Genomic DNA, 23,622 nt, shown 5'->3' with positions numbered 1-23,622 from the left:
TTCCCGCCCGCGCCGCCGTTTCCCGGGCACCCGGCGCGGCTTCGCGTACCGGTCGAGCGGTTCCCGACAGCGCCCGCCTCCCCGCGCTTCGCGTTCCGGCGGGCGCCGGTGGCTCTGAGAGACTGGTGGGGATGACCGGAACCGTACCCACCTCGTCCCCTCGCGCCCGCGCCGAGATCGATCTCGGCGCGCTCCGCGGCAACGTCCGCGCCCTGCGCGCGGGGCTCTCGCCCGGCGCCGAGCTCATGGCCGTCGTGAAGTCCGACGCGTACGGGCACGGCATGGTGCCCTGCGCGCGCGCCGCCCTCGACGCGGGGGCGCGCTGGCTCGGCACCGCGACGCCGCAGGAGGCGCTCGCGCTGCGGGCGGCCGGGATCACCGCGCCGATCCTGTGCTGGCTGTGGACCCCCGGCGACCCGTGGCGCGCGGGCGTCGAGGCCGGTCTGGACATGTCGGTCAGCGGTATGTGGGCGCTGCGCGAGGTGACCGGGGCCGCCCGCGCGGCCGGGCGGACCGCCCGTGTCCAGCTCAAGGCCGACACCGGGCTCGGCCGCAACGGGTGCCAGCCCGCCGACTGGCCCGAACTCGTCGCCGCCGCCCGCGCCGCCGAGGCGGAGGGCACCGTACGCGTCACCGGACTCTGGTCGCACCTCGCGCGCGCCGACGAGCCCGGCCACCCCTCGGTCGACGCCCAACTCGACGTGTTCCACGAGATGGTGGCGTACGCCGAGAAGGCCGGCATCGAGCCCGAGGTCCGGCACATCGCGAACTCCCCTGCCACGCTGACCCTCCCCGAGTCGCACTTCGACCTCGTACGGACGGGCATCGCGGTCTTCGGCATCTCGCCCGGCCCCGAACTCGGCACCTCCCGTGAGCTGGGCCTGCGCCCCGTGATGACGCTCGCCGCGTCCGTCGCGCTGGTGAAGCGGGTGCCGGAGGGGCACGGCGTCAGCTACGGCCACCGGTACCGCACCGCCGCCGACACGACGCTCGGCCTGATCCCTCTCGGATACGCGGACGGTGTGCCGCGCCACGCGTCCGGCCGGGGCCCGGTGCTCGTCGGCGGGGCGGTGCGGCGGGTGGCGGGGCGGGTCGCGATGGACCAGTTCGTCGTGGACCTCGGTACGGGGCCGGAGGCCGACGCCGTCCACGAGGGCGCGCCCGCCGTCCTGTTCGGGCCCGGCGATCACGGTGAGCCGACCGCCGCCGACTGGGCGGAGGCGGCCGACACCATCGCGTACGAGATCGTGACCCGTATCGGCGCCCGGGTGCCGCGCGTGTACGTGAACGCGGACGCGGACGCCGACCGGGAGACGGCGGGCGGCGACGCGTACGTGGACGGGGACACCGACAGGGACGCGTACGGGCACGGGCACGGGGACTTGGGCGAGGACGGACGGGGAGACGCACGGTGAGCGAGAGCAGCGCGGGGGACATGGTCTCGGCCGCCGCGGAGGCCGCCGCCGGAGGCACCGGAGGCACCTGGCGGCTGGCCGGTATCGCCGGGACGGCGATAGGCGTGGTCGCGGCCGGGGCCGCCGCCGGTGTCGCCATCGAGCGGCTGACCGTCGGCCGGGGCATGCGCAAGAAGGCCCGGCTCGCCCTCGACTCGACGGGCCCGTACGGCGCCCTGCGCGGCACCCCCGGCAAGGCCGTCGCCGACGACGGCACCGAGCTGTACTTCGAGGTGGACGACATCGACCCGGAGACCGGCACGGGCGCCCCGCGCCGCCGCCGGCTCTTCGGACGCAAGGCCCCGGCGCCCGTCACCGTGGTCTTCAGCCACGGCTACTGCCTCAACCAGGACTCCTGGCACTTCCAGCGCGCCGCCCTGCGCGGGCTGGTGCGCACGGTCTTCTGGGACCAGCGCAGCCACGGGCGCTCGGCGCGGGGCGCGGCGCAACAGGGCCCGGACCGGGTGCCCGTCTCGATCGACCAGCTCGGGCGCGACCTCGGCGCGGTCGTCGCGGAGGCCGCGCCCGAGGGGCCGGTCGTGCTCGTCGGTCACTCCATGGGCGGGATGACGATGATGGCGCTGGCGGGCCAGTTCCCGGAGTTCGTACGGGACCGGGTCGTCGGCGCCGCGTTCGTCGGCTCCTCCAGCGGCAAGCTCGGCGAGGTCAACTTCGGGCTGCCGGTGGCGGGCGTGAACGCCGTACGCCGGGTGCTGCCCGGTGTACTGAAGGCGCTCGGCTCCCAGACCGAGCTGGTCGAACGGGGGCGGCGGGCCACGGCGGACCTCTTCGCCGGGCTGATCAAGCGCTACTCGTTCAGCTCGAAGGACGTGGACCCGGCCGTCGCCCGGTTCGCCGAGCGGCTGATCGAGGGGACGCCGATCGATGTGGTGGCGGAGTTCTATCCGGCGTTCACCGAGCACGACAAGTCGGGGGCGCTGCCGGCCTTCAAGGACGTCCCGGTGCTGGTGCTGGCCGGGGACCGCGATCTGATCACCCCGAGTTCGCACAGCGAGGCCATCGCGGACCTGCTGCCGGACTCCGAGCTGGTGATCGTCCCGGACGCCGGGCACCTGGTGATGCTGGAGCACCCGGAGGTGGTGACGGACCGGCTGGCCGACCTGCTGGTACGGGTCGGTGCCGTGCCCTCAGCCACTAACGTGGGGTCGCATGGAAGCCCAGCACAGCCCGGCACCTGAGACCGGCCGGACACCTGAGACTCGCCGGACACGCGCGACCGGTCGGACACCGGACAACGGTCGGACACCGGACAACGGCCGGACGTCAGACAACGGCCGGACGTCAGACAATGGCCGGACGTCAGACAACGGCGGGATGCCTGACGTCGCCACGGCGACCGGGACCGTGGCCGTCGGCCGTACGCCCTCCGTCGCCGTACGTCTCTCCATCGACTCACCCGAACGGATGACCGAACTGGGCCGGGGGCTCGCCGCGCTGCTGCGCCCCGGCGACCTGGTCATGCTCACCGGCGAACTCGGCGCCGGGAAGACGACGCTGACCCGGGGGCTGGGCGCCGGGCTCGGTGTACGGGGCGCGGTCACCTCCCCGACCTTCGTCATCGCCCGGGTGCACCCCTCGCTCGGCTCGGGCCCGCCGCTCGTGCACGTGGACGCGTACCGGCTCGGTGGCGGACTCGACGAGATGGAGGATCTGGACCTCGACGTGTCGCTGCCGGAGTCGGTGGTGGTCGTGGAGTGGGGCGACGGGAAGGTCGAGGAACTGTCGGACGACCGGCTGCACGTGGTGATCGACCGGGTGCTGGCGGAGGGGAACGGTAGCGGTACGGACCCGCTCGCCGTGGCGGAGGACGACCGCCGCGAGATCACGCTCACCGGGATCGGCGCCCGCTGGAAGGACGTCGACCTGGCGTCGGCCCTCGCCTGAACGGCCGCCGGTGGGCCGACCGCCGCCGGTGGGCCGACCGCCGGGCGGCCGGGGCAGGGGCGGGGACGCTGTCCGCGTCGATTCCGACGCGATGTCGGTAAACTGTTGCCATTGCCATGGGGCGCGTGGTCACATGGTGAACGAGACGTGGTTAGGTCTACCTAACCCGGCCTGCCCCCGGAGCCTCAGGAGGCATCCATGTCGGCATCAGAGAGCACCGAAGCGCGGAGCACCGACCCGCGACCGTCGGAGCCGACGACCCTGTCCCCGTCACCGGACCAACCGCCCCTGTCGATGCACGCCCTGCTGGCCTCGTGCGCGGCGGCCGACGCCGTCTCGACCCCACCGCGCCCGGCCCCGCCCCGTACGACCGGGTCCCGTACGACCCGGTCCCACGAGGGGTGCGAGGACGAGGCGGCCTGATTCCTCCCGCCCGGCGGTCGTCCGCAGGGCTCCGCAGGACGGTGGGCGCGGCGATTACGGCGACTACCGCGACCAGGGCGACTACGGCGGCTAGGGCGTCTAAGGAACGACGACGACGTTCGAGCCGAGCGTCGCGAACTTCCACATCACGTCGCCGTCCGCCGGTGTCATCCGGACGCCGCCCGTGCGCAGGTTCGGGTCCGGGGTCGCCATCGTGCCGTCGACCGCCGCGCTGAAACCGATGGCCACCTGGTCCACGCTGGTGAACCGCACCACGTGTTCGATGTCCACGCCGTCCGAGCCCGTGACCGAGCCGGACCGTGAGGTGACCTGGTACGTGGCCGGCGGCGGGCTCACCGTGCTCGGCATGACCGGGAACGTACGGGGCTTCTGCCCCTCCTCGCCCACCAGCCACACGCGCTTGGCCTTCAGCGCGTAGACGACACGCGGCCCGGTCCCCGACGCGGCCGGTACCGGGTACGCGTCCTTCTTCTTCTCCTTGGGCGCCGGGGCGGCCGACGCCGAGGCGCCCGGCCTTCCCGGGGCGGCGAGGTCGGCGGGCATGTTCGCCGATGCCTGGTACGCGAGGAAACCGACGGCGGCGACAGCCAGCGCGGTGAGCCCGGCCACAAATCCCGAGCTGCTCCTGGACACCTTTATCCACCTCTCGTACGTACGTCTGCCTGGTGACGTTAGCAGCAGTGCCGAGAGGGGGTCGGGCGCCGTGCCCGGCCCCGGCGCCCCTCCGGGGAGCCGTAGGCTGTTCGCGTGCTTCTGCTCGCCCTGGACACCGCCACGCCCGCCGTCACCGTCGCCCTCCACGACGGGGATTCCGTCCTCGCCGCCGAGAGCCGCATCGACGCGCGCCGGCACGGCGAACTGCTGCTGCCCGCCGTCGACCGCGCCCTCGCCCGTGCCGGTGTCGCGCTCGGCGCCGTCACCGGTCTGGTCGTGGGCGTGGGCCCCGGCCCGTACACCGGACTGCGCGTCGGACTCGTCACGGCCGCCGCCTTCGGCTCGACTCTCGGCGTGCCGGTCCACGGGCTGTGCACGCTGGACGGGCTCGCGTACGCCTCCGGTCTCGACGAGCCCTTCGTGGTGGCGACGGACGCCCGCCGCAAGGAGGTCTACTGGGCGCGGTACGCGGACTCCCGCACGCGGCTGACCGAGCCCGCCGTCGACCGGCCCGCCGACGTGGCGGGCGAGCTGGCCGGGCTGCCGGTCGTCGGGGCGGGCGGCGCGCTCTACCCGGACGCGTTCGGGGACGTACGCGAACCCGCGCACCAGTCCGCCGCCGCGCTCGCGTCCCTCGCCGCGGAGCGCCTGGCGGCGGGCGGCGGGCAGGGGGGTGACGGGCAGGGGGGTGACGGCGGTGACGGATTCCTGCCGCCGCTGCCGCTGTATCTGCGCCGCCCGGACGCGCAGGTGCCCAAGAACTACAAGGTGGTCACCCCGAAGTGACCGATGCGACCGGCGAGACCGACGCCACCGACGCGACCGATGAGACCGGAGCGACCGACGAGACCGAGGTGACCGATGAGACCGACGCCACCGACGTGACCGGCGAGACCGGAGTGACCGACTCCGTCGGCGCCCCGGACTCCCGTGGCGGCAACGGCGTGGCCCTGCGCGAGATGCGCTGGTGGGACATCGAGCCCGTGCTGGCCATGGAGGACGACCTGTTCCCCGAGGACGCCTGGTCGCCGGGCATGTTCTGGTCCGAACTCGCCCACGCGCGCGGCCCCGCCGCCACCCGCCGGTACGTCGTCGCCGAGACCCCCGACGGCCGGATCGTCGGCTACGCCGGACTCGCCGCAGCCGGCGGCCTCGGCGACGTACAGACCATCGCCGCCGCCCGCGACCAGTGGGGGACCGGCCTCGGCTCGCGCCTGCTGACCGAACTCCTCCAGCACGCCACCGCCTTCGAGTGCGAGGAGGTGCTGCTGGAGGTGCGGGTGGACAACCCCCGCGCGCAGAAGCTGTACGAACGGTTCGGCTTCGAGCCCGTCGGTTTCCGGCGCGGCTACTACCAGCCGGGCAACGTCGACGCGCTCGTCATGCGCCTGTCGATGAAGGACGGGCGGCCCTCGCCCGGGGAAGGAACCGAGACCCATGGCTGACGAACCACTCGTCCTCGGCATCGAGACCTCGTGCGACGAGACGGGCGTGGGCATCGTCCGCGGTACGACCCTGCTCGCCGACGCGATCGCCTCCAGCGTGGACGAACACGCCCGCTTCGGCGGAGTCGTCCCCGAGGTCGCCTCGCGCGCGCACCTGGAGGCCATGGTGCCGACGGTGGAGCGCGCGCTGAAGGAGGCGGGGGTGAGCGCCCGGGACCTCGACGGGATCGCCGTCACCGCCGGTCCCGGTCTCGCGGGCGCGCTGCTGGTCGGGGTGTCGGCGGCCAAGGCGTACGCGTACGCCCTCGGCAAACCCCTCTACGGCGTGAACCACCTCGCCTCGCACATCTGCGTCGACCAGCTGGAGCACGGGCCGCTGCCCGAGCCCACGATGGCGCTGCTGGTCAGCGGCGGCCACTCGTCCCTGCTGCTCGCGCCGGACATCACCGCCGACGTGCGGCCGATGGGCGCGACCATCGACGACGCGGCGGGCGAGGCGTTCGACAAGATCGCGCGGGTGCTTCAACTCGGCTTCCCCGGCGGCCCGGTGATCGACCGGCTCGCGCGCGAGGGCGACCCGGCCGCGATCGCCTTCCCGCGCGGACTGACCGGTCCGCGCGACGCGCCGTACGACTTCTCCTTCTCCGGGCTCAAGACGTCCGTCGCCCGCTGGATCGAGGCGAAGCGCGCGGCGGGCGAGGACGTGCCGGTACGGGACGTGGCCGCGTCCTTCCAGGAGGCCGTGGTGGACGTGCTGACGCGAAAGGCGGTGCGCGCCTGCAAGGACCAGGGCGTGGACCATCTGATGATCGGCGGCGGGGTGGCCGCCAACTCCCGGCTCCGCGCGCTGGCCGCCGAGCGCTGCGCGCGCGCGGGCATCCGGCTGCGGGTGCCCCGGCCGGGGCTCTGCACGGACAACGGCGCGATGGTCGCCGCGCTCGGGGCCGAGATGGTGGCGCGGAACCGGCCGCCGTCGGACTGGGACCTGTCGGCGGACTCCTCGCTGCCGGTGACGGAGACGCACGTACCGGGGCGCGGGCACGCTCATCACGGCGGTGCCGTCTCTCACGAGCACGTTCATGAAGTCAGCGGCGAGAACCTGTACTCATGACGGTTGACTCATGACGGTCGCGCTGATGTGGGAGGCCAAGGCCGCGCCCGGCCGGGGTGACGCGTTGCTGGACTGGGCCCGGACCCGGCACCTCACCCCCGCGCCGCCGCGCCGCGAGACGCTCACCGCGCCCGGCGGCCGGGTGCTGGTGCTGACCTGGTGGGACGCCCCGTACGGCGCGGACCTGCCCGAACTCCCGGATCCCCCGGACGAGTTGGTGGCGCGGGCCGTACACCGCTGGCGGTTCGAGACGGCCGACTGACCGGCCGGGGCGGGGCGGGGCGGTCGGGGCCGGCGGAGGCCGGCGCCGGGCTCACGCCTCGGGCAGGGTCTCGCCCGTCTCCAGCAGCGTCTTCAGGCTGGACAGCAGCGCGGGCCAGCCCTCGCTGACGCTCGCCAGGATCGTGGAGCCGGGGGCGAAGCCGTCGTGGGTCACGGTCAACTTGACCGTCTCGCCCACCGGTTCGATCTCGAAGGTCACCTTCGACCGCCGCTCGGCCGCCGCCCTCCGCCGGTACTCCTCGCCCAGCCCGGCCGCCCCGGCGAACTCCGGGGTCATGGTGTGCCAGGTGTAGGAGAGCCGGCGGTACGGCTCCGACTCCAGCACGACCTGTTCCGGGTCGGTGATCGTCACACCGAACTGTTCCCAGGACATCGGCGAACCGGCCCGCCACTCCGACGCGAAGGTCACCCCCCAGTAGCGCCTGGTGAACACCGGGTCGGTCAGCGCCCGCCACAGCTTCTCGGGGGTGGTCCTGATGTAGGTGCGGTAGACGAACGCGGGATCGCCGCCGGTCCTCTCGTTCTGCGTCATCGTGTTCTCCTCCGGTTCCGTTCCCGGTTTCTGCTCCGGTTCCGATTCCAGTGCCGTTCTGAGGTCCGCGAGGGCGGTCGCCCGTGCGCGGTCGTACTTGTTCATCCAGCGGTCGGCGATGGCGTTGATCGGCACGACGTTGAGGTAGTGCAGCTTCTCCCTGCCGCGCCGGACGGCGACGACGAGATTCGCCGCCTCCAGGACCGCCAGATGTTTGCTGACCGACTGCCTGGCCATGTCCAGCTCCGCGCACAGCTCGCGCAGGGTCTGCCCGTCGCGGGCGTCGAGACTGTCCAGCAGCCGCCGTCGGCCGGGGTCGGCCAGCGCTCTGAAAACGTCGTCCATCACGTCGTCCGCCACGCCCCTCACTCATATGCAGCCGTCTGGCTGCCTAAAATTTAGGCAGCCAGACGGCTGCATGTCAAATGGGCGGGAAATCAGGCCATACGGGGCACGAGTGGCGTGGAGTGGCGCCTGATGTCCGGATGTGCCCCGAAGCAGCCGTCGGCTCTCTGAGGCGGTTCCTACGCCGCGCGTTCTATCCTGGGGGGAACGCATGCGCCATTTCATGGGGTGAAGGGGCGGCGGATGAACTGGCTCTGGTGGATTTTCGTCTTCTTCATGATCGGCGGCTTCAGCTGGGTCGCCGATACGGGCCGGAGCGCGCTGCGTACCCGGCACGAGCGACGAGTGGAGCGCATCAAGCTCGTCGAAGGCCGTCGGCTCGCCCTCGCGGAGTCGGCGAGGCCGCCGGAGCCCGTCTGCGGGTGCGCGCACCATCTCGCCAAGCACGACAAGCAGGGCAAGTGTCACGAGAACGTGGAAGTGGCGACGGCCTGGGACGAGAACAGGAAGCCGAAGCGGTACAAGCTGGCGCGGTGCAACTGCCAGCAGTACGTCGGGCCACAGCCGCTCTCACAGATCTACGCGGACGACATCACGGACCTGGACGCGCGCATCATCGACGCCCAGCTCGAACACGCGCGGCGCGAGGCGGTGCGGCGGGAGGAGCAGGACGCGCTGGAGCGGGCGGAGGAGCCCGACGAGCTGGAAGGGCCGGAGCGGGCGAACGAGCCGGAGGGGCCGGAGGAGCTGGAGGGGCCGGAGGAGCGGGCCGCTCGGGAGGTGCCGGAAACGCCGACACGGCTGACGAAACGGGAAACACCGGAAACACCGGAAGCGCCGGAACCACCGGGAGCACCGGACGGCACCGAACCCGGGACCACGAAGGACTAAGGACGACGACTGACGGCCGGCGGGCCGTGCCGTGCGTCGGCCCGGTCCGTAGGTCAGTCCGTCCCGTACCTCAGCCCGGCGTGTCGCCCGTGCCGTCCCGCCCCGGTCGCGCGTCGCGGACCGCGCCGAACAGCACCACGGGCTCCTCCGCGTCCTGCTGCCCCACGCCCACGGCGACCAGCCGTCCGCCCACCCGCCAGGTCCGCAGGTCGCCGAAGTAACCCAGATCGAACAGGGTGGCGTGGAACGGCTCCACCGGCTCCCCGGACAGGTACCGGTCGGCGCGGTCCGCCGTGCCGACACTCCGGTGCGTACCCCACCGGGCGTCGAGGGCGAGGACGACGCCCCAGAGCTCGGTCTCGTAAGCGTCGGTCACGGCGGCATGGCGTCCGCCCTCCCCGGCCCCGGCTTCCTCCCCGGCCCCGTCCGCGTAGAAGTCCTGGCTCACCCGCAGCGCGACGACCGCGAAGTCCGCCCCCGCCCCGGACCGGCCCGGGTCCACGCCGTCCGGCCAGGGCGGACCGTACGGCGCGGTGGCGAGCCGCTCCACGGCTGCGGTCAGCCCGTCGACCGCCGCCTTGAAGGCGAGCGCGCCGCCCCCGGCTCCCGTTCCCTCCGGGGCCCCGGAGGTCACAGCTTCGGCCGGTCGGCCGGGTGCGGGAGCGGCTCCAGCGCGCCCGCGTCGGTGAGCGTCTTGTGTGCCGCGAGCACGGCGTCCGTGGTCGTACCGATATTCAGTACGACTCCGCCCGGCCCGGCTTCCAGGCGTGGCGCGGCGAGGTCGGCGGGCACCCGCGCGGCCCGGTTCGCCGAGAGGAAGACGGACCAGCCGCAGCGCGGCTGGGAGGGCCGCAGGCCGTAGGCGGTCCTGAGGGCGGCGAACAGCTCACGGTCGTGCGTGCTGCCGGTGTCCGCGTCCCAGATGCCCGCCACGGCGGCCAGCGCCTCCGGAAGCCGGTCCGCGAGAGGCACGGGGGCCTCGGGGGCGCCGGGGAGGAGGAGCAGGGCGGCGGTGAAGGGCGAGTACTGGTTCGTACCGCCCGCCACTACCTTGAGCTGGGCGTATCCGCCGTCCGACCGGCGGCCGACCGCGTAGGCCGTGCTGCCGATGATGTCGGCGTCGTCGTGCGGGTTCGCCGTCTCGATCGCGGCGGCGAGGACGTCGATGTCGTCCGGCACACCTGCGCCGGGTGAGGCGCCGTGGGAGTCCCAGCGCCAGTCGGCCAGGGCGCCCGCCGACAGCTCGGTCAGCCGGGTGATCAGCTCCAGCCAGCGCCCGGCCAGCTCCTCGGAGGACTCGGGCCTGGGCCCCCAGGACGCCTTGACGATGGTCTCGCTGGACATGCTCGGCACTCCGCTCGCACTCGTACTTCCGGCTTCCGGCTCCGGCTCCGGGCTTCCGGTGTCAGGATTCCGGCTTTCCGGATTTCCGGCTTCTCGGCTGTTCACTTCTCCCAGGGCGTGTGCACCACGCCCACGTCGATCTCGGCGTCGTCGAACGCCTTCTGCGCGGCGTCGGCGGTCGCCTGGTTGGAGAAGTTCCATTCGACCGGCTTGCCGTTCGCCGCCCGGAGCTGACGCTGCGCCTGTTCGACCCAGCGTGCGGCGACGGCGGGTTCCAGAGTGCCATCCGGGCGCACCTTGTTGCTGTAGCCGAACTTCGCCTCCTTGAACGTCTTGGTGCCGGAGTCCCAGCCGTCGAAGTCGACGGGGCGACCGGTCTGCGGGTCGTTGACCGCGTACTCCTTGCCGCGCTGCACCCCGGAGACCTGCTCCTGGTAGCGCATCCAGCGCTCCATGTGGGGGCCGTACGCGACCGACTTCTTCTCCTTCCAGGTGCCGGTGCCGCCGTCCGCGGAGCCCGTGACCGGATCCTTCAACGAGTCGTACCAGCTCGGCTTCTTCCAGTTGGCGACCTCCTGGCGGCCGGCCTCCCGCGCCGCCTCCTTCGCCGCCGCCGCGTCCTTCTTCGCCTGTTCGGCGGCGGCGACCTCCTCGTCGGAGGCGCCCTCGCACTTCTTCTCCAGCGGCAGGAGTACGGGGACGCCGCCCGCCCGGTAGACCGCGACCGTCCGCCCGGCCGCGTTGACCCCGCCGCTGAGCGAGGGCCGTTCGGTGCCGGGGAGTCCGGGCGGGCCGGGCACCCGGCCGCCGAGCGGGCCGGAGCTGATGAAGCAGCCCTTCGCGGCCAGTTCCCTCTCAGCGTCGTCGGCGTGTTTCTGCGCCTCGGCCGCCGCCTCGTCGGCGGCCTTGACGTCGCCCTTCCCCGCCGCCTTCCGGGCCCGTTCGGCAGCCTCCGCCGCCTTGTCGGCGGCCTCGCCCAGCTTCCCGAGTTTGCCCAGCTTGCCGACCTTGCCGACTTTGCCGCCGATCTTCGCGGCGTTGTAGCCGGGGATGAACGTCGACCCGATGTTCCAGATGACATCGGTGACGGCCCGTGTCTTCTCGCCGTTGTTCCACCGCTCGCGGACCTCGTCGCCGACGAAGACGTCGTCGCCCACCCCGACGACCGTGTTGACGGAGGCGCCGCCCCAGTCGGTCAGCGCGTCGAGGTAGTCGCCGCGCCCCCACTTGTCGCCGGCCTCCGCGGCGTCGTCGGACCACTGCTCGGCGAGGCCGCTGCCGTAGTCCTTGAGGCCGTCCAGGGTGCCGCCGGGGTCGGTGACCAGGTCCCAGACGCCCTTGACGTCGCCCCAGACGCCGTCCACGACGAGGCCCTTGCCGACCTGGGTGACCCGGTCGGCCGCGCAGGAGAAGAAGCCCCAGCCGCCGCAGTCCTCCTCCGGCTCCTGCTGCTCCCCGCCGCCGTCGCCACCTTCGCCGCCGCTCGCGGCCTCGTCGTCCTCCCAGCCGGGTTCGCCGTCCGCGCCCTCGTTCCGGTCCTCGTCGGTCTCCACGGCCACCGGGACGGTGCCGCCGGGGCCCTCGGTCCGGGGATCGGCGGGGTCCGACGGCTCTCCCGGTTCACCGGGGGCGTCCGGGCCGCCGGGGCCGTCCGGGCCGTCCGGGTCACCCGGCTCGTCCGCCCCGTCACCCGCCTCGACCGTGCCACCGCCCCCGGCCGGGCACCCCGCCCCCGTGATCGAACAGACAGCCGACCGCAGGCCGTCCGAGACCTGCCCGCCGACACCGCTCACCACGAGACCGACGACGATCGCCGCGACCACCACGAACAGCCCGGCGTACTCGACCGTCGTCTGGCCCCCGTCCCGCCGCCACCGGATGAACCGCGCGAAGGAGAACGGCCGGTGCTCCGCCCGCAGTTCGGGGGCGAGACGCACCCACTCCCGGCTCTCGGGGCGGCTCAGGAAGACCAGGATCAGTACGGGCAGCAGGAGTTGGGTGAAGCCCTGGAAGGACCCCTCCGCGACGGTGGCGAGGGCACCGACCAGCAGCCACACCTGTACGGCGATCAGCCCCCGCCACCGCCGGATGCCGCCGGTGCGCAGCCGCCTGACGAGCAGCCAGCCCGCCGTACCGGGCGCCGCCGCCCACAGGGTCAGCCCGACGAGTTCGGCGTCCACCGCGTCCGCGTCGGAGGCCGAGAGGAGCAGACCGATCCCGCCGAGCACCGTGAAGCCGAAGATCGCGTAGACCAACCACCGTGCGGCGTCGAGCGGTTGGGGCATCGCGCGCCGCCCCGCCGGACCGCCGGGCGGCAACGCCCCGTCGTACGCCGAAGTTCCCCCGTGCACCGTCATGTCTCCGCCCCCAACTACCCTCGCCGACAGCAGTGTTCGGGCAGCGCGCGTCAAGTCGCCCCCGTGCGGTGGAGCTTATGGCTTGATCACATCGGGGCGCATGGGTCCGGGCGTCCTAAAACGGTCACAAGACTGTCCGCACTGTCCACGCGGAGGATCGGGGCGGCCGGACAGCGGCGGCAGGGCGGCGGCGGAGGCGACACCTTGACGGAGCGGGCGGAGAAGCCGGTCACGGACTCCCGGCGGGGTGGCCGAGCAGCATCGTCGGCGCGCCCGCGACGCGCGTGAGGAAGACCGTGGCGGACGCCCGCCCCTGGAGCTTCATCCTCCGTCGCAGTTCCTCCGGTTCGACCGGCGAGCCGCGCTTCTTGACGGTCAGGACACCGACCTCGCGCTCGCGGAGCAGGGCCTTGAGCCGCTTGAGGTTGAACGGCAGCCGGTCGGTGATCTCGTACGCCGTCGCGTACGGCGTCGGGCGCAGCTCGTCCGCCGTGATGTACGCGATCGTCCCGTCGATCAGCCCGCCGTCCAGCTCGGCGGCGGCCTCGGCGACCAGATGCGCCCGGATGACGGCGCCGTCCGGCTCGTACAGATAGCGGCCGACCTCCCGGACCGGGGGGTCGGGCAGTCCGTGCCCGGTGAGTGTGACGCCGGCGGGCAGCAGGGTGGCGCGCCGGGCGCCCGGCGTGATCGCCGCGCCGTCCGGGGCGTCGGCGGGGTGCCCGTGCGGGGCGTCGGCGCGGTGCCAGAGCACCGCCTCCTTGACGTCGCCGCCGTCCGAGATCCACTCGGCCTCGAAGTCGCCGGGGACCAGTTCGTGCGGGATGCCGGGGGCGATCTTGATGCCGCCCGCGCCGACCGCCCGCACCGCCGCGACGGCCCAGGACAGCGGTGGCGAGTACGCCTCCGGGTCGAAGATCCGCCCCCGGCCGCCGCGCCGGGCCGGGTCGATGAACAGGGCGTCGGGGGCGGGCGCGGCCGACAGGTCGTACGTCGTGACGTCCGCGCACACGACGGCGGGCGGCGGCGCGTCCGGTGCCAGCGTCCGGATGTTGTGCGCGGCGATCTCGCAGGTGTCGGGGGAGCGGTCGACGGCGGTCACGGCGAAGCCCGCGCGGGCCAGTTCGATCGCGTCGCCGCCGACACCGCAGCACAGGTCCGTGATCCGCGCGGGGAGCCCGCCGGGGCCGCCGAGGCCCAGATCCCGGAACCGGCGCGCCCGGTGGGCGGCGACCGAGGTACGGGTGGCCTGCTCGACGCCGTCCGGGGTGAAGTACATGCGGTACGCGTCCCGCTCGCCGAACTTCGCGACCGCCCGCTGCCGCAGCCGGGCCTGGGCGAGGGCCGACGAGACCAGCGCGGCGGGGTGGTCGCGGCGCAGCCGGGTCGCCAGGGCCAGTTCCCGTGCCGGGTCGTGGTCGCGCAGGGCGGTGAGCAGGCTCTGGCCCTCGTCGGAGAGGAGCGCGGCGAGCGCCGAGGGGGAGTGCGGGGCGGGCCCCGGCGGGGGACTGGGGGAGGGGGTGCGGTCGGTCACCGGGCCATTGTGGGCCAGCCGGGCGGACCGTCGTCGCGCCCCGGCGGTGCCTGCGGGGCGCTCGGGCCGGGCGCTGACAGGATGCGGCGCCATGCATCTAGTACGACAAAAGGAAGAAATGGGAGCGGAGTCCCGGAGCGCGCGCCGACGCGGACGGACCCGGACGACCCTCGCCGTACTGCTGATCGCCGCGCTCGGCTCCGCCTGCGCGGCGGAGCAGGGCGACCGGGGCGGCGGGCGGCCCGGCGGCGACGGCGGAGGCGGCGGTCCCGGCCGCGCGCCCGCCGGCGACGGTGGCGGTGCCGGCAGGGGCGGAGGCGGCGGCCCGGTGGAGTCCGCCCCCGCCGGGCCGGTGCCGGCCGGTGTGCGCTCCGCCCCCGCCTGGTTGCGCGGCCCCGGCCCCGAGGCCGGTGCCGCGCGGAAACCCGGGGCGGCGGGAAAGCCCGGCGCCGCCCAGCGACTCGACGCCGCCGCCGTCGCCAGGGTCCAGGCGCTGCGCGCCGTCGCCGCCAGGAAGTGGAGACTCGCGAAGACACCCCTCGCCGCGCCCCCGCCGCCCGCCGTCAAACCCCGGATCACCACCCGCAAGGGCTTCGAGGTCACCGGCGGCGCGAACCTGCCGCCGGTCTTCACCGCCGTCCCGACCAAGGAACGGATCGTCTTCCTCACGATCGACGACGGTGCCGAGAAGGACCCCGAACTGCCGCGCATGATGGACGAGTTGAGGATCCCGTACAGCGCCTTCCTCAGCGACTACGTCATCAAGGACGACTACGGCTACTTCACGAAGATGCGCGACCGGGGCGTCGGCCTGCACAACCACACCCTCACCCACCCCTACCTCCCCGGACTCTCGCCCCGGGAGCAGAAGCGGGAGATCTGCGGCCAGCAGGACCGGATGAAGAAGCGGTACGGCACCCGGCCCGAGCTGTTCCGGCCGCCGTACGGCAACTACGACGCCGCCACCCTGCGCGCCGCCAAGTCCTGCGGCGTCAAGGCCGTGCCGCTCTGGGCGGCCGAGGCGTTCCCGGACCACCTGGAGTGGCGCGAGTGGGACCGGAAGCTGCGCCCCGGCGACATCGTCCTCACGCACTTCCGGGGGAAGGGCGACTGGAAGGGCTCGATGCCCGACATGATCCGCAACGTCATGAAGACGATCACGGAGAAGGGTTACGCGGTCGCGAAGCTGGAGGACTACGTCTGAGGGTCCGTGTCCCGGCCCGGCCGGTCCCGGACGCGGGCCCCGGGAACGGCCCGCCCCGGGGCCCGGGGGAGTCCGTCGGCTCCCCGTCGGCCGCCCGTCGGCCGTCCGTCAGCGTCCGGCCGGAGAGCCACCTCATCGGGCGGCGCGCGGCGCTGAATTGGCACTCAGCTTGACCGAGTGCTAATCGCGGTCATAGTGTCATGTCTGGCACTCCCCACTGGAGAGTGCCAAACGCGTGACACGTCAGGTCCGGCACCCGCGACGACGGATCGGGACTGGTCACGCCACCCAGAGACAGTTAACCCCGTGAGATCTCCGAAGGGGGAGGTCGGATCGTGACGACCGCCAGCACCAAGGTTGCCATCAAGCCGCTCGAGGACCGCATTGTGGTCCAGCCGCTCGACGCAGAGCAGACCACGGCCTCTGGCCTGGTTATTCCGGACACGGCCAAGGAGAAGCCCCAGGAGGGCGTCGTCCTGGCCGTCGGTCCGGGTCGCTTCGAGAACGGCGAGCGGCTTCCGCTCGACGTCTCCGTCGGCGACGTCGTTCTGTACAGCAAGTACGGCGGCACTGAGGTGAAGTACAGCGGCGAGGAGTACCTCGTCCTCTCGGCCCGCGACGTGCTCGCGATCATCGAGAAGTAATTCCACAGTCCCGCTGTGAACTGCGCCCCTGGCCCCCGCATCGCCGGGTGGCCCGGGGCGTAGTTGGTTGTTCGTTCGAGAGGTTGAGAGAAAGCTGCCATGGCGAAGATTCTGAAGTTCGACGAGGACGCCCGTCGCGCCCTTGAGCGCGGCGTCAACAAGCTTGCCGACACGGTCAAGGTGACGATCGGCCCCAAGGGCCGCAACGTCGTCATCGACAAGAAGTTCGGCGCGCCGACCATCACCAACGACGGTGTCACGATCGCCCGCGAGGTCGAGCTCGACGACCCGTACGAGAACCTCGGCGCCCAGCTCGTGAAGGAGGTGGCGACCAAGACCAACGACATCGCGGGTGACGGCACCACCACCGCCACCGTGCTGGCCCAGGCGCTGGTCCGCGAGGGTCTGCGCAACGTCGCCGCCGGCGCCTCCCCGGCCGCCCTGAAGAAGGGCATCGACGCCGCCGTCGCCGCCGTCTCCAAGGAGCTGCTGGACACGGCCCGCCCGATCGACGACAAGTCGGACATCGCCGCCGTGGCCGGGCTCTCCGCCCAGGACTCGCAGGTCGGCGAGCTGATCGCCGACGCGATGGACAAGGTCGGCAAGGACGGTGTCATCACCGTCGAGGAGTCCAACACCTTCGGCCTGGAGCTGGAGTTCACCGAGGGCATGGCCTTCGACAAGGGCTACCTCTCGCCGTACATGGTGACCGACCAGGAGCGTATGGAGGCCGTCCTCGACGACCCGTACATCCTGATCAACCAGGGCAAGATCAGCTCCATCCAGGACCTGCTGCCGCTGCTGGAGAAGGTCATCCAGGCGGGTGGCTCCCGGCCGCTGCTGATCATCGCCGAGGATGTCGAGGGCGAGGCGCTCTCCACCCTCGTCGTCAACAAGATCCGCGGCACGTTCAACGCCGTCGCCGTGAAGGCCCCCGGCTTCGGTGACCGCCGCAAGGCCATGCTCGGCGACATCGCCACCCTCACGGGCGCGACCGTCATCGCCGAGGAGGTCGGCCTCAAGCTCGACCAGGCCGGTCTCGACGTGCTGGGCTCGGCGCGCCGTGTCACCGTCTCCAAGGACGACACGACCATCGTCGACGGCGGTGGCGACTCCTCCGAGGTCACCGGCCGCGTCAACCAGATCAAGGCCGAGATCGAGTCCACGGACTCCGACTGGGACCGCGAGAAGCTCCAGGAGCGCCTCGCGAAGCTGGCCGGCGGCGTGTGCGTGATCAAGGTCGGCGCCGCCACCGAGGTGGAGCTGAAGGAGAAGAAGCACCGTCTGGAGGACGCCATCTCCGCGACCCGCGCCGCGGTCGAGGAGGGCATCGTCTCCGGTGGTGGCTCCGCCCTGGTGCACGCCGCCAAGGTGCTGGAGGACGGCCTGGGCAAGACGGGCGACGAGGCCACCGGTGTCGCGGTCGTCCGCCGCGCCGTGGTCGAGCCGCTGCGCTGGATCGCCGAGAACGCCGGTCTTGAGGGCTACGTCATCACCGCGAAGGTCGCCGAGCTCGACAAGGGCCACGGCTTCAACGCCTCCACCGGCGAGTACGTCGACCTGGTGAAGGCCGGCGTCATCGACCCGGTCAAGGTCACCCGCTCCGCGCTGGAGAACGCCGCGTCCATCGCCGCGCTGCTGCTGACGACCGAGACCCTGGTCGTCGAGAAGCCGGCCGACGACGAGGGCGACGCCGGTCACGGCGGCCACGGCCACAGCCACTGAGGTCCGCAGGTCTTCGGTACGACGCGCCGAGGCCCGGCACCCCTTCGGGGGTGCCGGGCCTCGGCGCGTCAACGGCCGGTCATGCCGAGTACGGCAGCTCCGACGGGCGTACGGGGTCGCGGAACGGCAGCCCCTTCGCGAACCGCTCCACCTCGTCCAGCGCGTGGTCCGCCATCCGGTGCAGCTCACCGCCCAGCGAGCCCGCGACATGCGGGGTCAGCAGCACGTTCGGCAGGTCGTACAACGGCGAGTCGGGCGCGGGCGGTTCGGGGTCCGTCACGTCCAGCACCGCGTCCAGCCGCCCGGCCACCAGTTCCGGCAGCAGCGCGTCCTCGTCCACGAGTGTGCCGCGCGCGGTGTTGATCAGCGTCGCGCCGTCCGGCATGGCCGCGAGCTGGGCGGCGCCGATCAGACGACGGGTGGCCGGGACCTGCGGCGCGTGGACGGTCACCACCTGGGAACGGGCGCACAGTTCGTCCAGCGGTACGGACTCGACGCCGAGCGCCGCCGCCCCGGCGGCGTCCACGTACGGGTCGTACAGCAGGACGTCGAGATCGAACGGGCGCAGCAGTTCGATCACCCGGCGGCCGATCCGGGAGGCGCCGACGATCCCGACCGTACGGCGGTAGTTGCCCACCCCGGCGGTACGGCCCATCCCGCCCCCACCGCCGACCCCGCCCGCCGCCCCGCCCAGTTCCGCGTGCCAGTCGTGCGCCCCGCGCACCTCGCGGAAACGGTGCGCCGAGCCGAGGACCCGTTTGCCCGCGAAGAGGATCGCGGCCAGCGTGTACTCCGCCACCGGCAGCGCGTTGGCCCCCGCCGCCGACGCCACCGCGATGCCGCGCTCCCAACAGGTGTCCGTGACATGGTGCTTGACCGACCCGGCGGCGTGCACCACCGCGCGCAGCCGGGGTGCGGCGTCCAGCACCTCGGCGGTGAGGGGCGGCGCGCCCCAGCAGGTGACGAGCAGTTCGGCGCCGGCGAGCGCGGCGGCGACGGCCGGGTCGAGGCCGGGGCCGGTCAGGGTACCGGCGACCAGGCGCGGATCGACGCGTACGAGCCGGGTCAGCCGGTCGAGACGGTCGGGCGGGAACAGCCGCTCCGCGACACCCGGCCCCATCGAGAGCAGCGCGGACGGCCGGTTGTCAGTGGCGTCGTGCATGGTGGTGGTCGGTCCCCTCGATGGTCCGGGTCGGCCCGCGTCGGTCCTTCGTGGTGCTCCTCGGTGGTCGTGCCCCGACGCGGGGTACGGGGGTACGGCGCGATCGGCCGGTTCTCCGGGGCCGGGTCACCTGGGCCCGTACTTGCGGCCCGTCTTCGACGTGATCCCGCCCAGCAACCCCCGGGGTGCCAGCTTCACCGCGCCCATCAGGGCCTTGTAGCGCGGGTCCGGCACGGACACCGTCCGGCCGCGCGCCAGGTCCGCCAGTGCCGCCGACACCAGCTTGTCGGCGTCCAGCCACATCCAGTTGGGGATGTTGTCCGTCCCCATTCCCGCCCGGTCGTGGAACTCCGTACGGGTGAAACCGGGGCAGAGCGCCATCAGCCGTACCCCGCTGTCCGCCAGGTCCCGCGCGGCGCCCTGGGTGAACTGCACGACCCACGCCTTCGACGCCCCGTACGTCCCGCGCGGCAGGAACGCGGCCACCGACGCCACGTTCACCACACCGCCGCGCCCCCGCTCGCGCATGCCGATGACGGCCGCCGACGTCAGCCGCAGCACCGCCTCGCAGTGCACCTTCAGCATCGTCAGCTCGTCGGCCATCGACACGTCGAGGAACGGGCCCTTGTTGCCGAACCCGGCGTTGTTGACCAGGAGATCGATGGGGTGCTGGCGGTCGTCGAGCCGCTTCTCGACCGCCTCGATGCCCTCGTCCGTGGCGAGGTCGGCGGTCAGCACCTCGGCCTCGATGCCGTGCAGGTCGTGCAGTTCGGTGGCCTGACGCCGCAGGCGTTCCGTGTCGCGGGCGACCAGTACCAGGTTGTGGCCGCTTCCCAGCCCGCCGGACTGGGAGGTGCCGCCCGCCGCCAGCCGCCGCGCGAAGGCGGCGCCGATCCCCGCGGTCGCACCCGTAATCAAAGCAGTCGTCATAGGCGGCACGTTAGACGGTCGCGCGCCCGGCGCGAACGCCCGTCCGGCCACCGGGAAGTGCTACGCCGCTGCGATACGCGCGCCGGGCGCACGCTCCCACCCTCAGACCGCGCCGGCGCTCTCGACACTGCCGACCGTGTTCCCCACGGTGTCGCCCACCGCGTCCCCCACCGTGCCGCCGTACTTCCGCACGTACTCCCGGGCCGCCCGCAACTCCTCCGTGTGCAGGGCCTCCCCGGCCGCCAGCACCCGGGGCAGCAGCTCACGCTCGGTCGTCGCGGCGCGGAAGGCGAGCGCCACCGTCACCTCGTGGTCGGGCCGGTGCAGCACCTCGATCGGGTCGCCCGCGCGGACCTCGCCCGGCACCAGCACCCGGAAGTACGCCCCGGTCACGCCCTGCCGGGTGAAGCGCCGGACCCAGCCCCGCTCACCGAGCCAGCCGCCGAACGTACGGCACGGAATCCGGCCGCTGGTCGCCTCCAGCACCAGATCAGGGCCCACCCGCCAGCGCTCCCCGATCTTCGTCCCGTTCAGATCGGCACCCGACGTCGTCAGGTTCTCCCCGAAGCTGCCGTTGGCCAGCGGACGGCCCAACTCGCGCTCCCAGAAGTCGAGATCCTCCCGCGCGTACACGTACACGGCCTGGTCGCTGCCGCCGTGATGGCGCAGGTCGCAGACCGTGTCCCCGGCCAGACCGCTGGCTCCGACCCCCTTGGGGCCGGGATCGCGCACCGCGACCGGGCCGTCCACCGGCCGCTTGTCGATGCCGGTCGCCCCGCTGGGCGACTCCGTGTACCCGGCGGTCATGGGCTGTCCCACATTCACCGTCAGAAGTTTCATGACGGCACGCTAACCCTCGCCCGCCGCCCACGCCTCTCAAATGCCCGACCGCTCATTTTCGCCATACCCCAAGCATCGCTTATGGTCGAAGGGTGATCGAAGCACGCCACCTCCGTGTCCTGCGCGCCGTCGCCACCACCGGCTCGTTCTCCGCCGCCGCCCGGGAGCTGGGCTGTACGCAGCCGGCCGTCAGCCAGCAGATGAAGGGCCTCGAAGCGTCCGTCGGCACGACCCTGCTGATCCGCACCAGCCGCTCGATGCGGCTCACCCAGGCCGGCGAGGCGCTGGTCCGGCACGCGGCGGGCATCCTCTCCGGACTCACGGCCGCCGAGGAGGAGGTCGCGGCCATCGCGGGCCTGCGCGCCGGCCGGGTCCGGCTGGTCTCGTTCCCCAGCGGAAGCTCCGCGCTGGTCCCCGCCGCGCTGGCCGCGCTGCGCGCCGCCCACCCCGGCACCCGCGTCTCGCTCGTCGACGCCGAACCGCCGCGCTCCGTCGAGATGCTGCGCGACGGCGACTGCGACGTGGCGCTGGCCTTCCGTTACGACTCCACGGGCGGCGCCGGCGAGGGCGAGTGGGACGACCTGGTCGTACGCCCGCTGCTCACCGACCGGCTCGTCGGGCTGCTCCCCGAGGGCCACCGGCTGGCCGGGGCCGACACCGTCTCCATCGCGGACCTCGCCGACGAATCGTGGATCGCGGGCTGCCCGCGCTGCCGCCACCAGCTGGTCGACGCCTGCGAGAAGGCCGGGTTCACCCCCCGTATCGACTTCGCGACGGACGACTACCCGGCGGTGATCGGGCTGGTCGGGGCGGGGCTCGGGGTCGCGTTCCTGCCGGAACTGGCCATGGAGTCGGTGGCGCCCAAGGCGGCCCGGACAGTCACCGTGGAGCCCGCCGTACGGCGCGAGATCGTCGCGCTCACCCTGCCCGACCTGGCAAGGGTCCCGGCGGTGGCGGCCACGCTGGACGAGCTGGAGCGGGCCGCGTCGCGCTGACACCCCTGCGCGCCGCCCGTGCGTGCGCCTGCGGCCGACGCCTCCACATCCCGCCCACGTCGCCCCTGCCTTCGCTCGCGCACTGCCCGCCCGGCCCGGCCGGGTGCGCGATCGGGGCATCCGTCATCGGGGCATGCGTCAGCGACTGCGGGAACCGAATGCAGGAACGTTTCTGCGAAAGGTGGTGACGGGTCAGTCGTGATCCGCCCCGCTCGACCCGTTCACGCCGTTCGTGCCGTCCGGCCCGTCGGATCTGCTCGGTGCGGCCGGTGCTTCCGGTGCGCCGGGCCCGCTCGGCCCGTTCGTCGCCGAGGTCGTGACCAGCCGGGTGCGGGCGCGCCCCATCAGCTCCTCGCGCTCGTCCTCCGTCAGCCCGCCCCACACCCCGTACGGCTCCCGGACCGCCATCGCGTGCGCCGCGCACTGCGCCCGGACCGGGCATCTCATGCAGACTTCCTTGGCCGAGGTCTCGCGGGCGCTGCGAGCCGCGCCCCGCTCTCCCTCCGGGTGGAAGAACAGCGAACTGTCGACGCCGCGACAGGCGGCGAGGAGCTGCCAGTCCCACAGATCCGCGTTGGGTCCGGGAAGGCGGGAGAAATCTGCCATTGCTCATGTCCCCTTGAATCCGTGGAAGCGGGGGTCGCCAGGGCGTGGGATGCGCCCCAGGGCGCCGGGCAGGAGCCCGACGCGCTGACCGCATCGTGCGCATGACCGTACATCTCCTGTGTAAGTAGATGTAAATATGACTCATTGCCAATTTAGCTACAGACACTAGCTAAAGCTCGGAAAAGGCGCTAAATGGGGCATGGCACAGAGTGATCGCACGATGACCTGCGAGGCTCTGCTCTGTGTCCGCACCCTCACGTAGAGTGCCGAGAGCGATTCCTGACCCGTAACTCTTTCGAGTGACCGTCGTTGAGTGGTCGAGGCGGTTGAAGGAACTGGCGATCGGGCACATGCCCGATGGCGTCAATCGCACAGGTGAACACATGTACTCAGCCTGGAGGCTCAAGGTGACGCGCATCAGCTGCGGAGGGCGGCCATGACATCCGTCCTCGTCTGCGACGACTCCCCGCTTGCCCGAGAGGCGCTGCGCCGCGCGGTTGCGACCGTGCCCGGCGTCGAGCGCGTGACGACCGCGGCCAACGGTGAGGAAGTCCTCCGCCGCTGGGGCGCCGACCGCTCGGATCTGATTCTGATGGACGTACGCATGCCCGGTCTGGGCGGTGTCGAGACCGTCCGGCGGCTGCTGTCCGCCGATCCGGGCGCCCGGATCATCATGCTCACGGTCGCCGAGGACCTGGACGGTGTCGCACTCGCGGTCGCCGCCGGTGCCCGCGGCTATCTGCACAAGGACGCGTCCCGCGCGGAGCTTCGCGCGACGGTGACGCAGGCGCTCGCCGACCCCACGTGGCGGCTCGCCCCGCGCCGGCTGCGGTCGGCCGAGATGGGCGCCGCGCCGACGCTCACCGCGCGGGAGATCCAGGTGCTCGAAGGCATGAGCCACGGGCGGTCGAACGCGGAGATCGGGCGTGAGCTGTTCCTCTCCGAGGACACGGTCAAGACCCACGCCCGCCGGCTGTTCAAGAAGCTCGGCGCCTCGGACCGCGCGCACGCCGTGGCCCTCGGATTCCGCTGGGGTCTCGTCCGCTAGGCCTGTCCGCCGGACAGGGCCGCGCGCCCCGGGTCGGCCCTGGTCGGAGCCGTACGGGCAACTCCTCCGGACCGTCGCGGAACCCCGTCCGCCCTGCGGCGGACGGGGCGGCGGAACGGGCCGGCGGCGCCCGTACGCCACAGTTTCCCGCCCGATGCCGCATCCTTGAG

At 72.9% G+C, this 23,622-nt stretch carries 22 protein-coding genes and 2 pseudogenes; 14 read left to right on the top strand and 10 right to left on the bottom strand.

Translation table 11 applies throughout. The annotated features are described in order from the left end of the window. Positions 1-131 precede the first annotated feature (131 nt). The 4 genes from alr (at position 132) to OG875_RS11240 (ending at position 3,782) form a co-directional block, all read left to right on the top strand. On the top strand, positions 132-1,415 hold the full coding sequence (gene alr / locus OG875_RS11255) for an alanine racemase (protein ID WP_330174091.1): 1,284 nt from the start codon (positions 132-134) through the stop codon (positions 1,413-1,415). Further along, positions 1,412-2,653, top strand: a complete 1,242-nt coding sequence (locus tag OG875_RS11250) for an alpha/beta fold hydrolase (protein ID WP_330174090.1) — start codon at positions 1,412-1,414, stop codon at positions 2,651-2,653. The genes alr and OG875_RS11250 overlap by 4 nt, the downstream gene beginning before the upstream one ends. A gap of 136 nt (positions 2,654-2,789) precedes the next feature. Further along, positions 2,790-3,359: a tRNA (adenosine(37)-N6)-threonylcarbamoyltransferase complex ATPase subunit type 1 TsaE gene (tsaE, locus tag OG875_RS11245; protein WP_330174089.1), complete on the top strand. Its 570-nt coding sequence runs from the start codon at positions 2,790-2,792 to the stop codon at positions 3,357-3,359. A gap of 198 nt (positions 3,360-3,557) precedes the next feature. Further along, complete coding sequence (locus tag OG875_RS11240; protein ID WP_330174088.1) at positions 3,558-3,782, top strand: hypothetical protein; 225 nt, start codon at positions 3,558-3,560, stop codon at positions 3,780-3,782. A 99-nt stretch (positions 3,783-3,881) separates the two neighbouring features. Here the strand turns inward: OG875_RS11240 and OG875_RS11235 are convergent, their stop codons facing one another. Continuing rightward, positions 3,882-4,436, bottom strand: coding sequence for a hypothetical protein (locus OG875_RS11235; RefSeq protein ID WP_443079100.1), 555 nt, complete (start codon positions 4,434-4,436; stop codon positions 3,882-3,884). A 114-nt stretch (positions 4,437-4,550) separates the two neighbouring features. Here OG875_RS11235 and tsaB point away from each other — a divergent pair, with 114 nt between their 5' ends. The 4 genes from tsaB to OG875_RS11215 all read left to right on the top strand — a co-directional run bounded on the left by tsaB (position 4,551) and on the right by OG875_RS11215 (position 7,275). Then, on the top strand, positions 4,551-5,243 hold the full coding sequence (gene tsaB / locus OG875_RS11230; protein WP_330174087.1) for a tRNA (adenosine(37)-N6)-threonylcarbamoyltransferase complex dimerization subunit type 1 TsaB: 693 nt from the start codon (positions 4,551-4,553) through the stop codon (positions 5,241-5,243). Between the two features lie 173 nt (positions 5,244-5,416). Next, positions 5,417-5,902, top strand: coding sequence for a ribosomal protein S18-alanine N-acetyltransferase (rimI, locus tag OG875_RS11225; RefSeq protein WP_330177702.1), 486 nt, complete (start codon positions 5,417-5,419; stop codon positions 5,900-5,902). Further along, positions 5,895-7,013, top strand: coding sequence for a tRNA (adenosine(37)-N6)-threonylcarbamoyltransferase complex transferase subunit TsaD (tsaD, locus tag OG875_RS11220; protein ID WP_330174086.1), 1,119 nt, complete (start codon positions 5,895-5,897; stop codon positions 7,011-7,013). The genes rimI and tsaD overlap by 8 nt, the downstream gene beginning before the upstream one ends. A gap of 10 nt (positions 7,014-7,023) precedes the next feature. Further along, the gene (locus tag OG875_RS11215; RefSeq protein ID WP_330174085.1) at positions 7,024-7,275 is read left to right on the top strand and encodes a hypothetical protein; all 252 of its coding nucleotides are present in this window, start codon (positions 7,024-7,026) and stop codon (positions 7,273-7,275) included. Positions 7,276-7,326: 51 nt separating this feature from the next. Here OG875_RS11215 and OG875_RS11210 read toward each other — a convergent pair whose 3' ends face one another. After that, positions 7,327-8,172, bottom strand: a complete 846-nt coding sequence (locus OG875_RS11210) for an ArsR/SmtB family transcription factor (protein ID WP_330177701.1) — start codon at positions 8,170-8,172, stop codon at positions 7,327-7,329. 243 nt (positions 8,173-8,415) lie between these two features. Here OG875_RS11210 and OG875_RS11205 point away from each other — a divergent pair. Next, positions 8,416-8,772: pseudogene (locus OG875_RS11205) on the top strand (hypothetical protein); the annotation flags it as partial. Positions 8,773-9,133: 361 nt separating this feature from the next. Here OG875_RS11205 and OG875_RS11200 read toward each other — a convergent pair. From OG875_RS11200 to OG875_RS11185, 4 genes are all read right to left on the bottom strand, one after another. Beyond that, positions 9,134-9,697, bottom strand: a complete 564-nt coding sequence (locus OG875_RS11200) for a hypothetical protein (protein WP_330174084.1) — start codon at positions 9,695-9,697, stop codon at positions 9,134-9,136. Then, entirely contained in the window at positions 9,694-10,407 is a 714-nt protein-coding gene (locus OG875_RS11195) for a hypothetical protein (protein WP_330174083.1), read from the bottom strand. The genes OG875_RS11200 and OG875_RS11195 overlap by 4 nt, the downstream gene beginning before the upstream one ends. Before the next feature lie 101 nt (positions 10,408-10,508). Next, the gene (locus tag OG875_RS11190; RefSeq protein ID WP_330174082.1) at positions 10,509-12,692 is read right to left on the bottom strand and encodes a Tox-REase-5 domain-containing protein; all 2,184 of its coding nucleotides are present in this window, start codon (positions 12,690-12,692) and stop codon (positions 10,509-10,511) included. Positions 12,693-12,993: 301 nt separating this feature from the next. Beyond that, positions 12,994-14,298, bottom strand: a complete 1,305-nt coding sequence (locus tag OG875_RS11185; RefSeq protein WP_443079099.1) for a class I SAM-dependent methyltransferase — start codon at positions 14,296-14,298, stop codon at positions 12,994-12,996. A 118-nt stretch (positions 14,299-14,416) separates the two neighbouring features. On the opposite strand from OG875_RS11185, the gene OG875_RS11180 reads away from it, so the two are divergent. The 3 genes from OG875_RS11180 (at position 14,417) to groL (ending at position 17,871) form a co-directional block, all read left to right on the top strand. Further along, positions 14,417-15,502 (top strand): polysaccharide deacetylase family protein, encoded by a 1,086-nt coding sequence (locus OG875_RS11180; protein WP_330174081.1) that lies wholly within the window; start codon positions 14,417-14,419, stop codon positions 15,500-15,502. 335 nt (positions 15,503-15,837) lie between these two features. Then, positions 15,838-16,146, top strand: a complete 309-nt coding sequence (gene groES, locus OG875_RS11175; RefSeq protein ID WP_023539274.1) for a co-chaperone GroES — start codon at positions 15,838-15,840, stop codon at positions 16,144-16,146. Between the two features lie 99 nt (positions 16,147-16,245). Then, positions 16,246-17,871 (top strand): chaperonin GroEL, encoded by a 1,626-nt coding sequence (gene groL, locus OG875_RS11170; protein WP_330174080.1) that lies wholly within the window; start codon positions 16,246-16,248, stop codon positions 17,869-17,871. 79 nt (positions 17,872-17,950) lie between these two features. Here the strand turns inward: groL and OG875_RS11165 are convergent, their stop codons facing one another. From OG875_RS11165 to OG875_RS11155, 3 genes are all read right to left on the bottom strand, one after another. Continuing rightward, the gene (locus tag OG875_RS11165) at positions 17,951-19,033 is read right to left on the bottom strand and encodes a hydroxyacid dehydrogenase (RefSeq protein ID WP_330174079.1); all 1,083 of its coding nucleotides are present in this window, start codon (positions 19,031-19,033) and stop codon (positions 17,951-17,953) included. A 126-nt stretch (positions 19,034-19,159) separates the two neighbouring features. Then, the gene (locus tag OG875_RS11160; RefSeq protein ID WP_330174078.1) at positions 19,160-19,963 is read right to left on the bottom strand and encodes an SDR family NAD(P)-dependent oxidoreductase; all 804 of its coding nucleotides are present in this window, start codon (positions 19,961-19,963) and stop codon (positions 19,160-19,162) included. Positions 19,964-20,065: 102 nt separating this feature from the next. Next, a complete protein-coding gene (locus OG875_RS11155) occupies positions 20,066-20,803 on the bottom strand; it encodes an MOSC domain-containing protein (protein ID WP_330174077.1) in 738 nt (245 codons plus the stop codon). Positions 20,804-20,895: 92 nt separating this feature from the next. On the opposite strand from OG875_RS11155, the gene OG875_RS11150 reads away from it, so the two are divergent. Beyond that, on the top strand, positions 20,896-21,798 hold the full coding sequence (locus tag OG875_RS11150) for a LysR family transcriptional regulator (RefSeq protein ID WP_330174076.1): 903 nt from the start codon (positions 20,896-20,898) through the stop codon (positions 21,796-21,798). 282 nt (positions 21,799-22,080) lie between these two features. Here OG875_RS11150 and OG875_RS11145 read toward each other — a convergent pair. Then, positions 22,081-22,404: pseudogene (locus tag OG875_RS11145) on the bottom strand (WhiB family transcriptional regulator); the annotation flags it as partial. 436 nt (positions 22,405-22,840) lie between these two features. Here OG875_RS11145 and OG875_RS11140 point away from each other — a divergent pair. Beyond that, positions 22,841-23,452 (top strand): response regulator transcription factor, encoded by a 612-nt coding sequence (locus OG875_RS11140; RefSeq protein ID WP_003948568.1) that lies wholly within the window; start codon positions 22,841-22,843, stop codon positions 23,450-23,452. The last annotated feature ends 170 nt before the right edge of the window (positions 23,453-23,622 follow it).

The sequence above is a fragment of the Streptomyces sp. NBC_01498 genome, from assembly GCF_036327775.1.
In the GTDB taxonomy this organism is placed as follows: Bacteria; Actinomycetota; Actinomycetes; order Streptomycetales; family Streptomycetaceae; genus Streptomyces.
Note: the sequence above shows the minus strand (reverse complement) of the source record. Positions and strands in the feature narration are given on the sequence as shown.

What these genes read in the sequence shown, in the direction of transcription:
- alr (WP_330174091.1), top strand. Translation starts at nt 132, where the DNA reads ATGACCGGAACCGTACCCACCTCGTCCCCTCGCGCCCGCGCCGAGATC.
- tsaE (WP_330174089.1), top strand. Translation starts at nt 2,790, where the DNA reads ATGCCTGACGTCGCCACGGCGACCGGGACCGTGGCCGTCGGCCGTACG.
- OG875_RS11240 (WP_330174088.1), top strand. Translation starts at nt 3,558, where the DNA reads ATGTCGGCATCAGAGAGCACCGAAGCGCGGAGCACCGACCCGCGACCG.
- rimI (WP_330177702.1), top strand. Translation starts at nt 5,417, where the DNA reads ATGCGCTGGTGGGACATCGAGCCCGTGCTGGCCATGGAGGACGACCTG.
- tsaD (WP_330174086.1), top strand. Translation starts at nt 5,895, where the DNA reads ATGGCTGACGAACCACTCGTCCTCGGCATCGAGACCTCGTGCGACGAG.
- OG875_RS11215 (WP_330174085.1), top strand. Translation starts at nt 7,024, where the DNA reads ATGACGGTCGCGCTGATGTGGGAGGCCAAGGCCGCGCCCGGCCGGGGT.
- OG875_RS11210 (WP_330177701.1), bottom strand. Translation starts at nt 8,172, where the DNA reads ATGGACGACGTTTTCAGAGCGCTGGCCGACCCCGGCCGACGGCGGCTG.
- OG875_RS11195 (WP_330174083.1), bottom strand. Translation starts at nt 10,407, where the DNA reads ATGTCCAGCGAGACCATCGTCAAGGCGTCCTGGGGGCCCAGGCCCGAG.
- OG875_RS11190 (WP_330174082.1), bottom strand. Translation starts at nt 12,692, where the DNA reads ATGCCCCAACCGCTCGACGCCGCACGGTGGTTGGTCTACGCGATCTTC.
- OG875_RS11180 (WP_330174081.1), top strand. Translation starts at nt 14,417, where the DNA reads ATGGGAGCGGAGTCCCGGAGCGCGCGCCGACGCGGACGGACCCGGACG.
- groL (WP_330174080.1), top strand. Translation starts at nt 16,246, where the DNA reads ATGGCGAAGATTCTGAAGTTCGACGAGGACGCCCGTCGCGCCCTTGAG.
- OG875_RS11165 (WP_330174079.1), bottom strand. Translation starts at nt 19,033, where the DNA reads ATGCACGACGCCACTGACAACCGGCCGTCCGCGCTGCTCTCGATGGGG.
- OG875_RS11160 (WP_330174078.1), bottom strand. Translation starts at nt 19,963, where the DNA reads ATGACGACTGCTTTGATTACGGGTGCGACCGCGGGGATCGGCGCCGCC.
- OG875_RS11155 (WP_330174077.1), bottom strand. Translation starts at nt 20,803, where the DNA reads ATGAAACTTCTGACGGTGAATGTGGGACAGCCCATGACCGCCGGGTAC.
- OG875_RS11140 (WP_003948568.1), top strand. Translation starts at nt 22,841, where the DNA reads ATGACATCCGTCCTCGTCTGCGACGACTCCCCGCTTGCCCGAGAGGCG.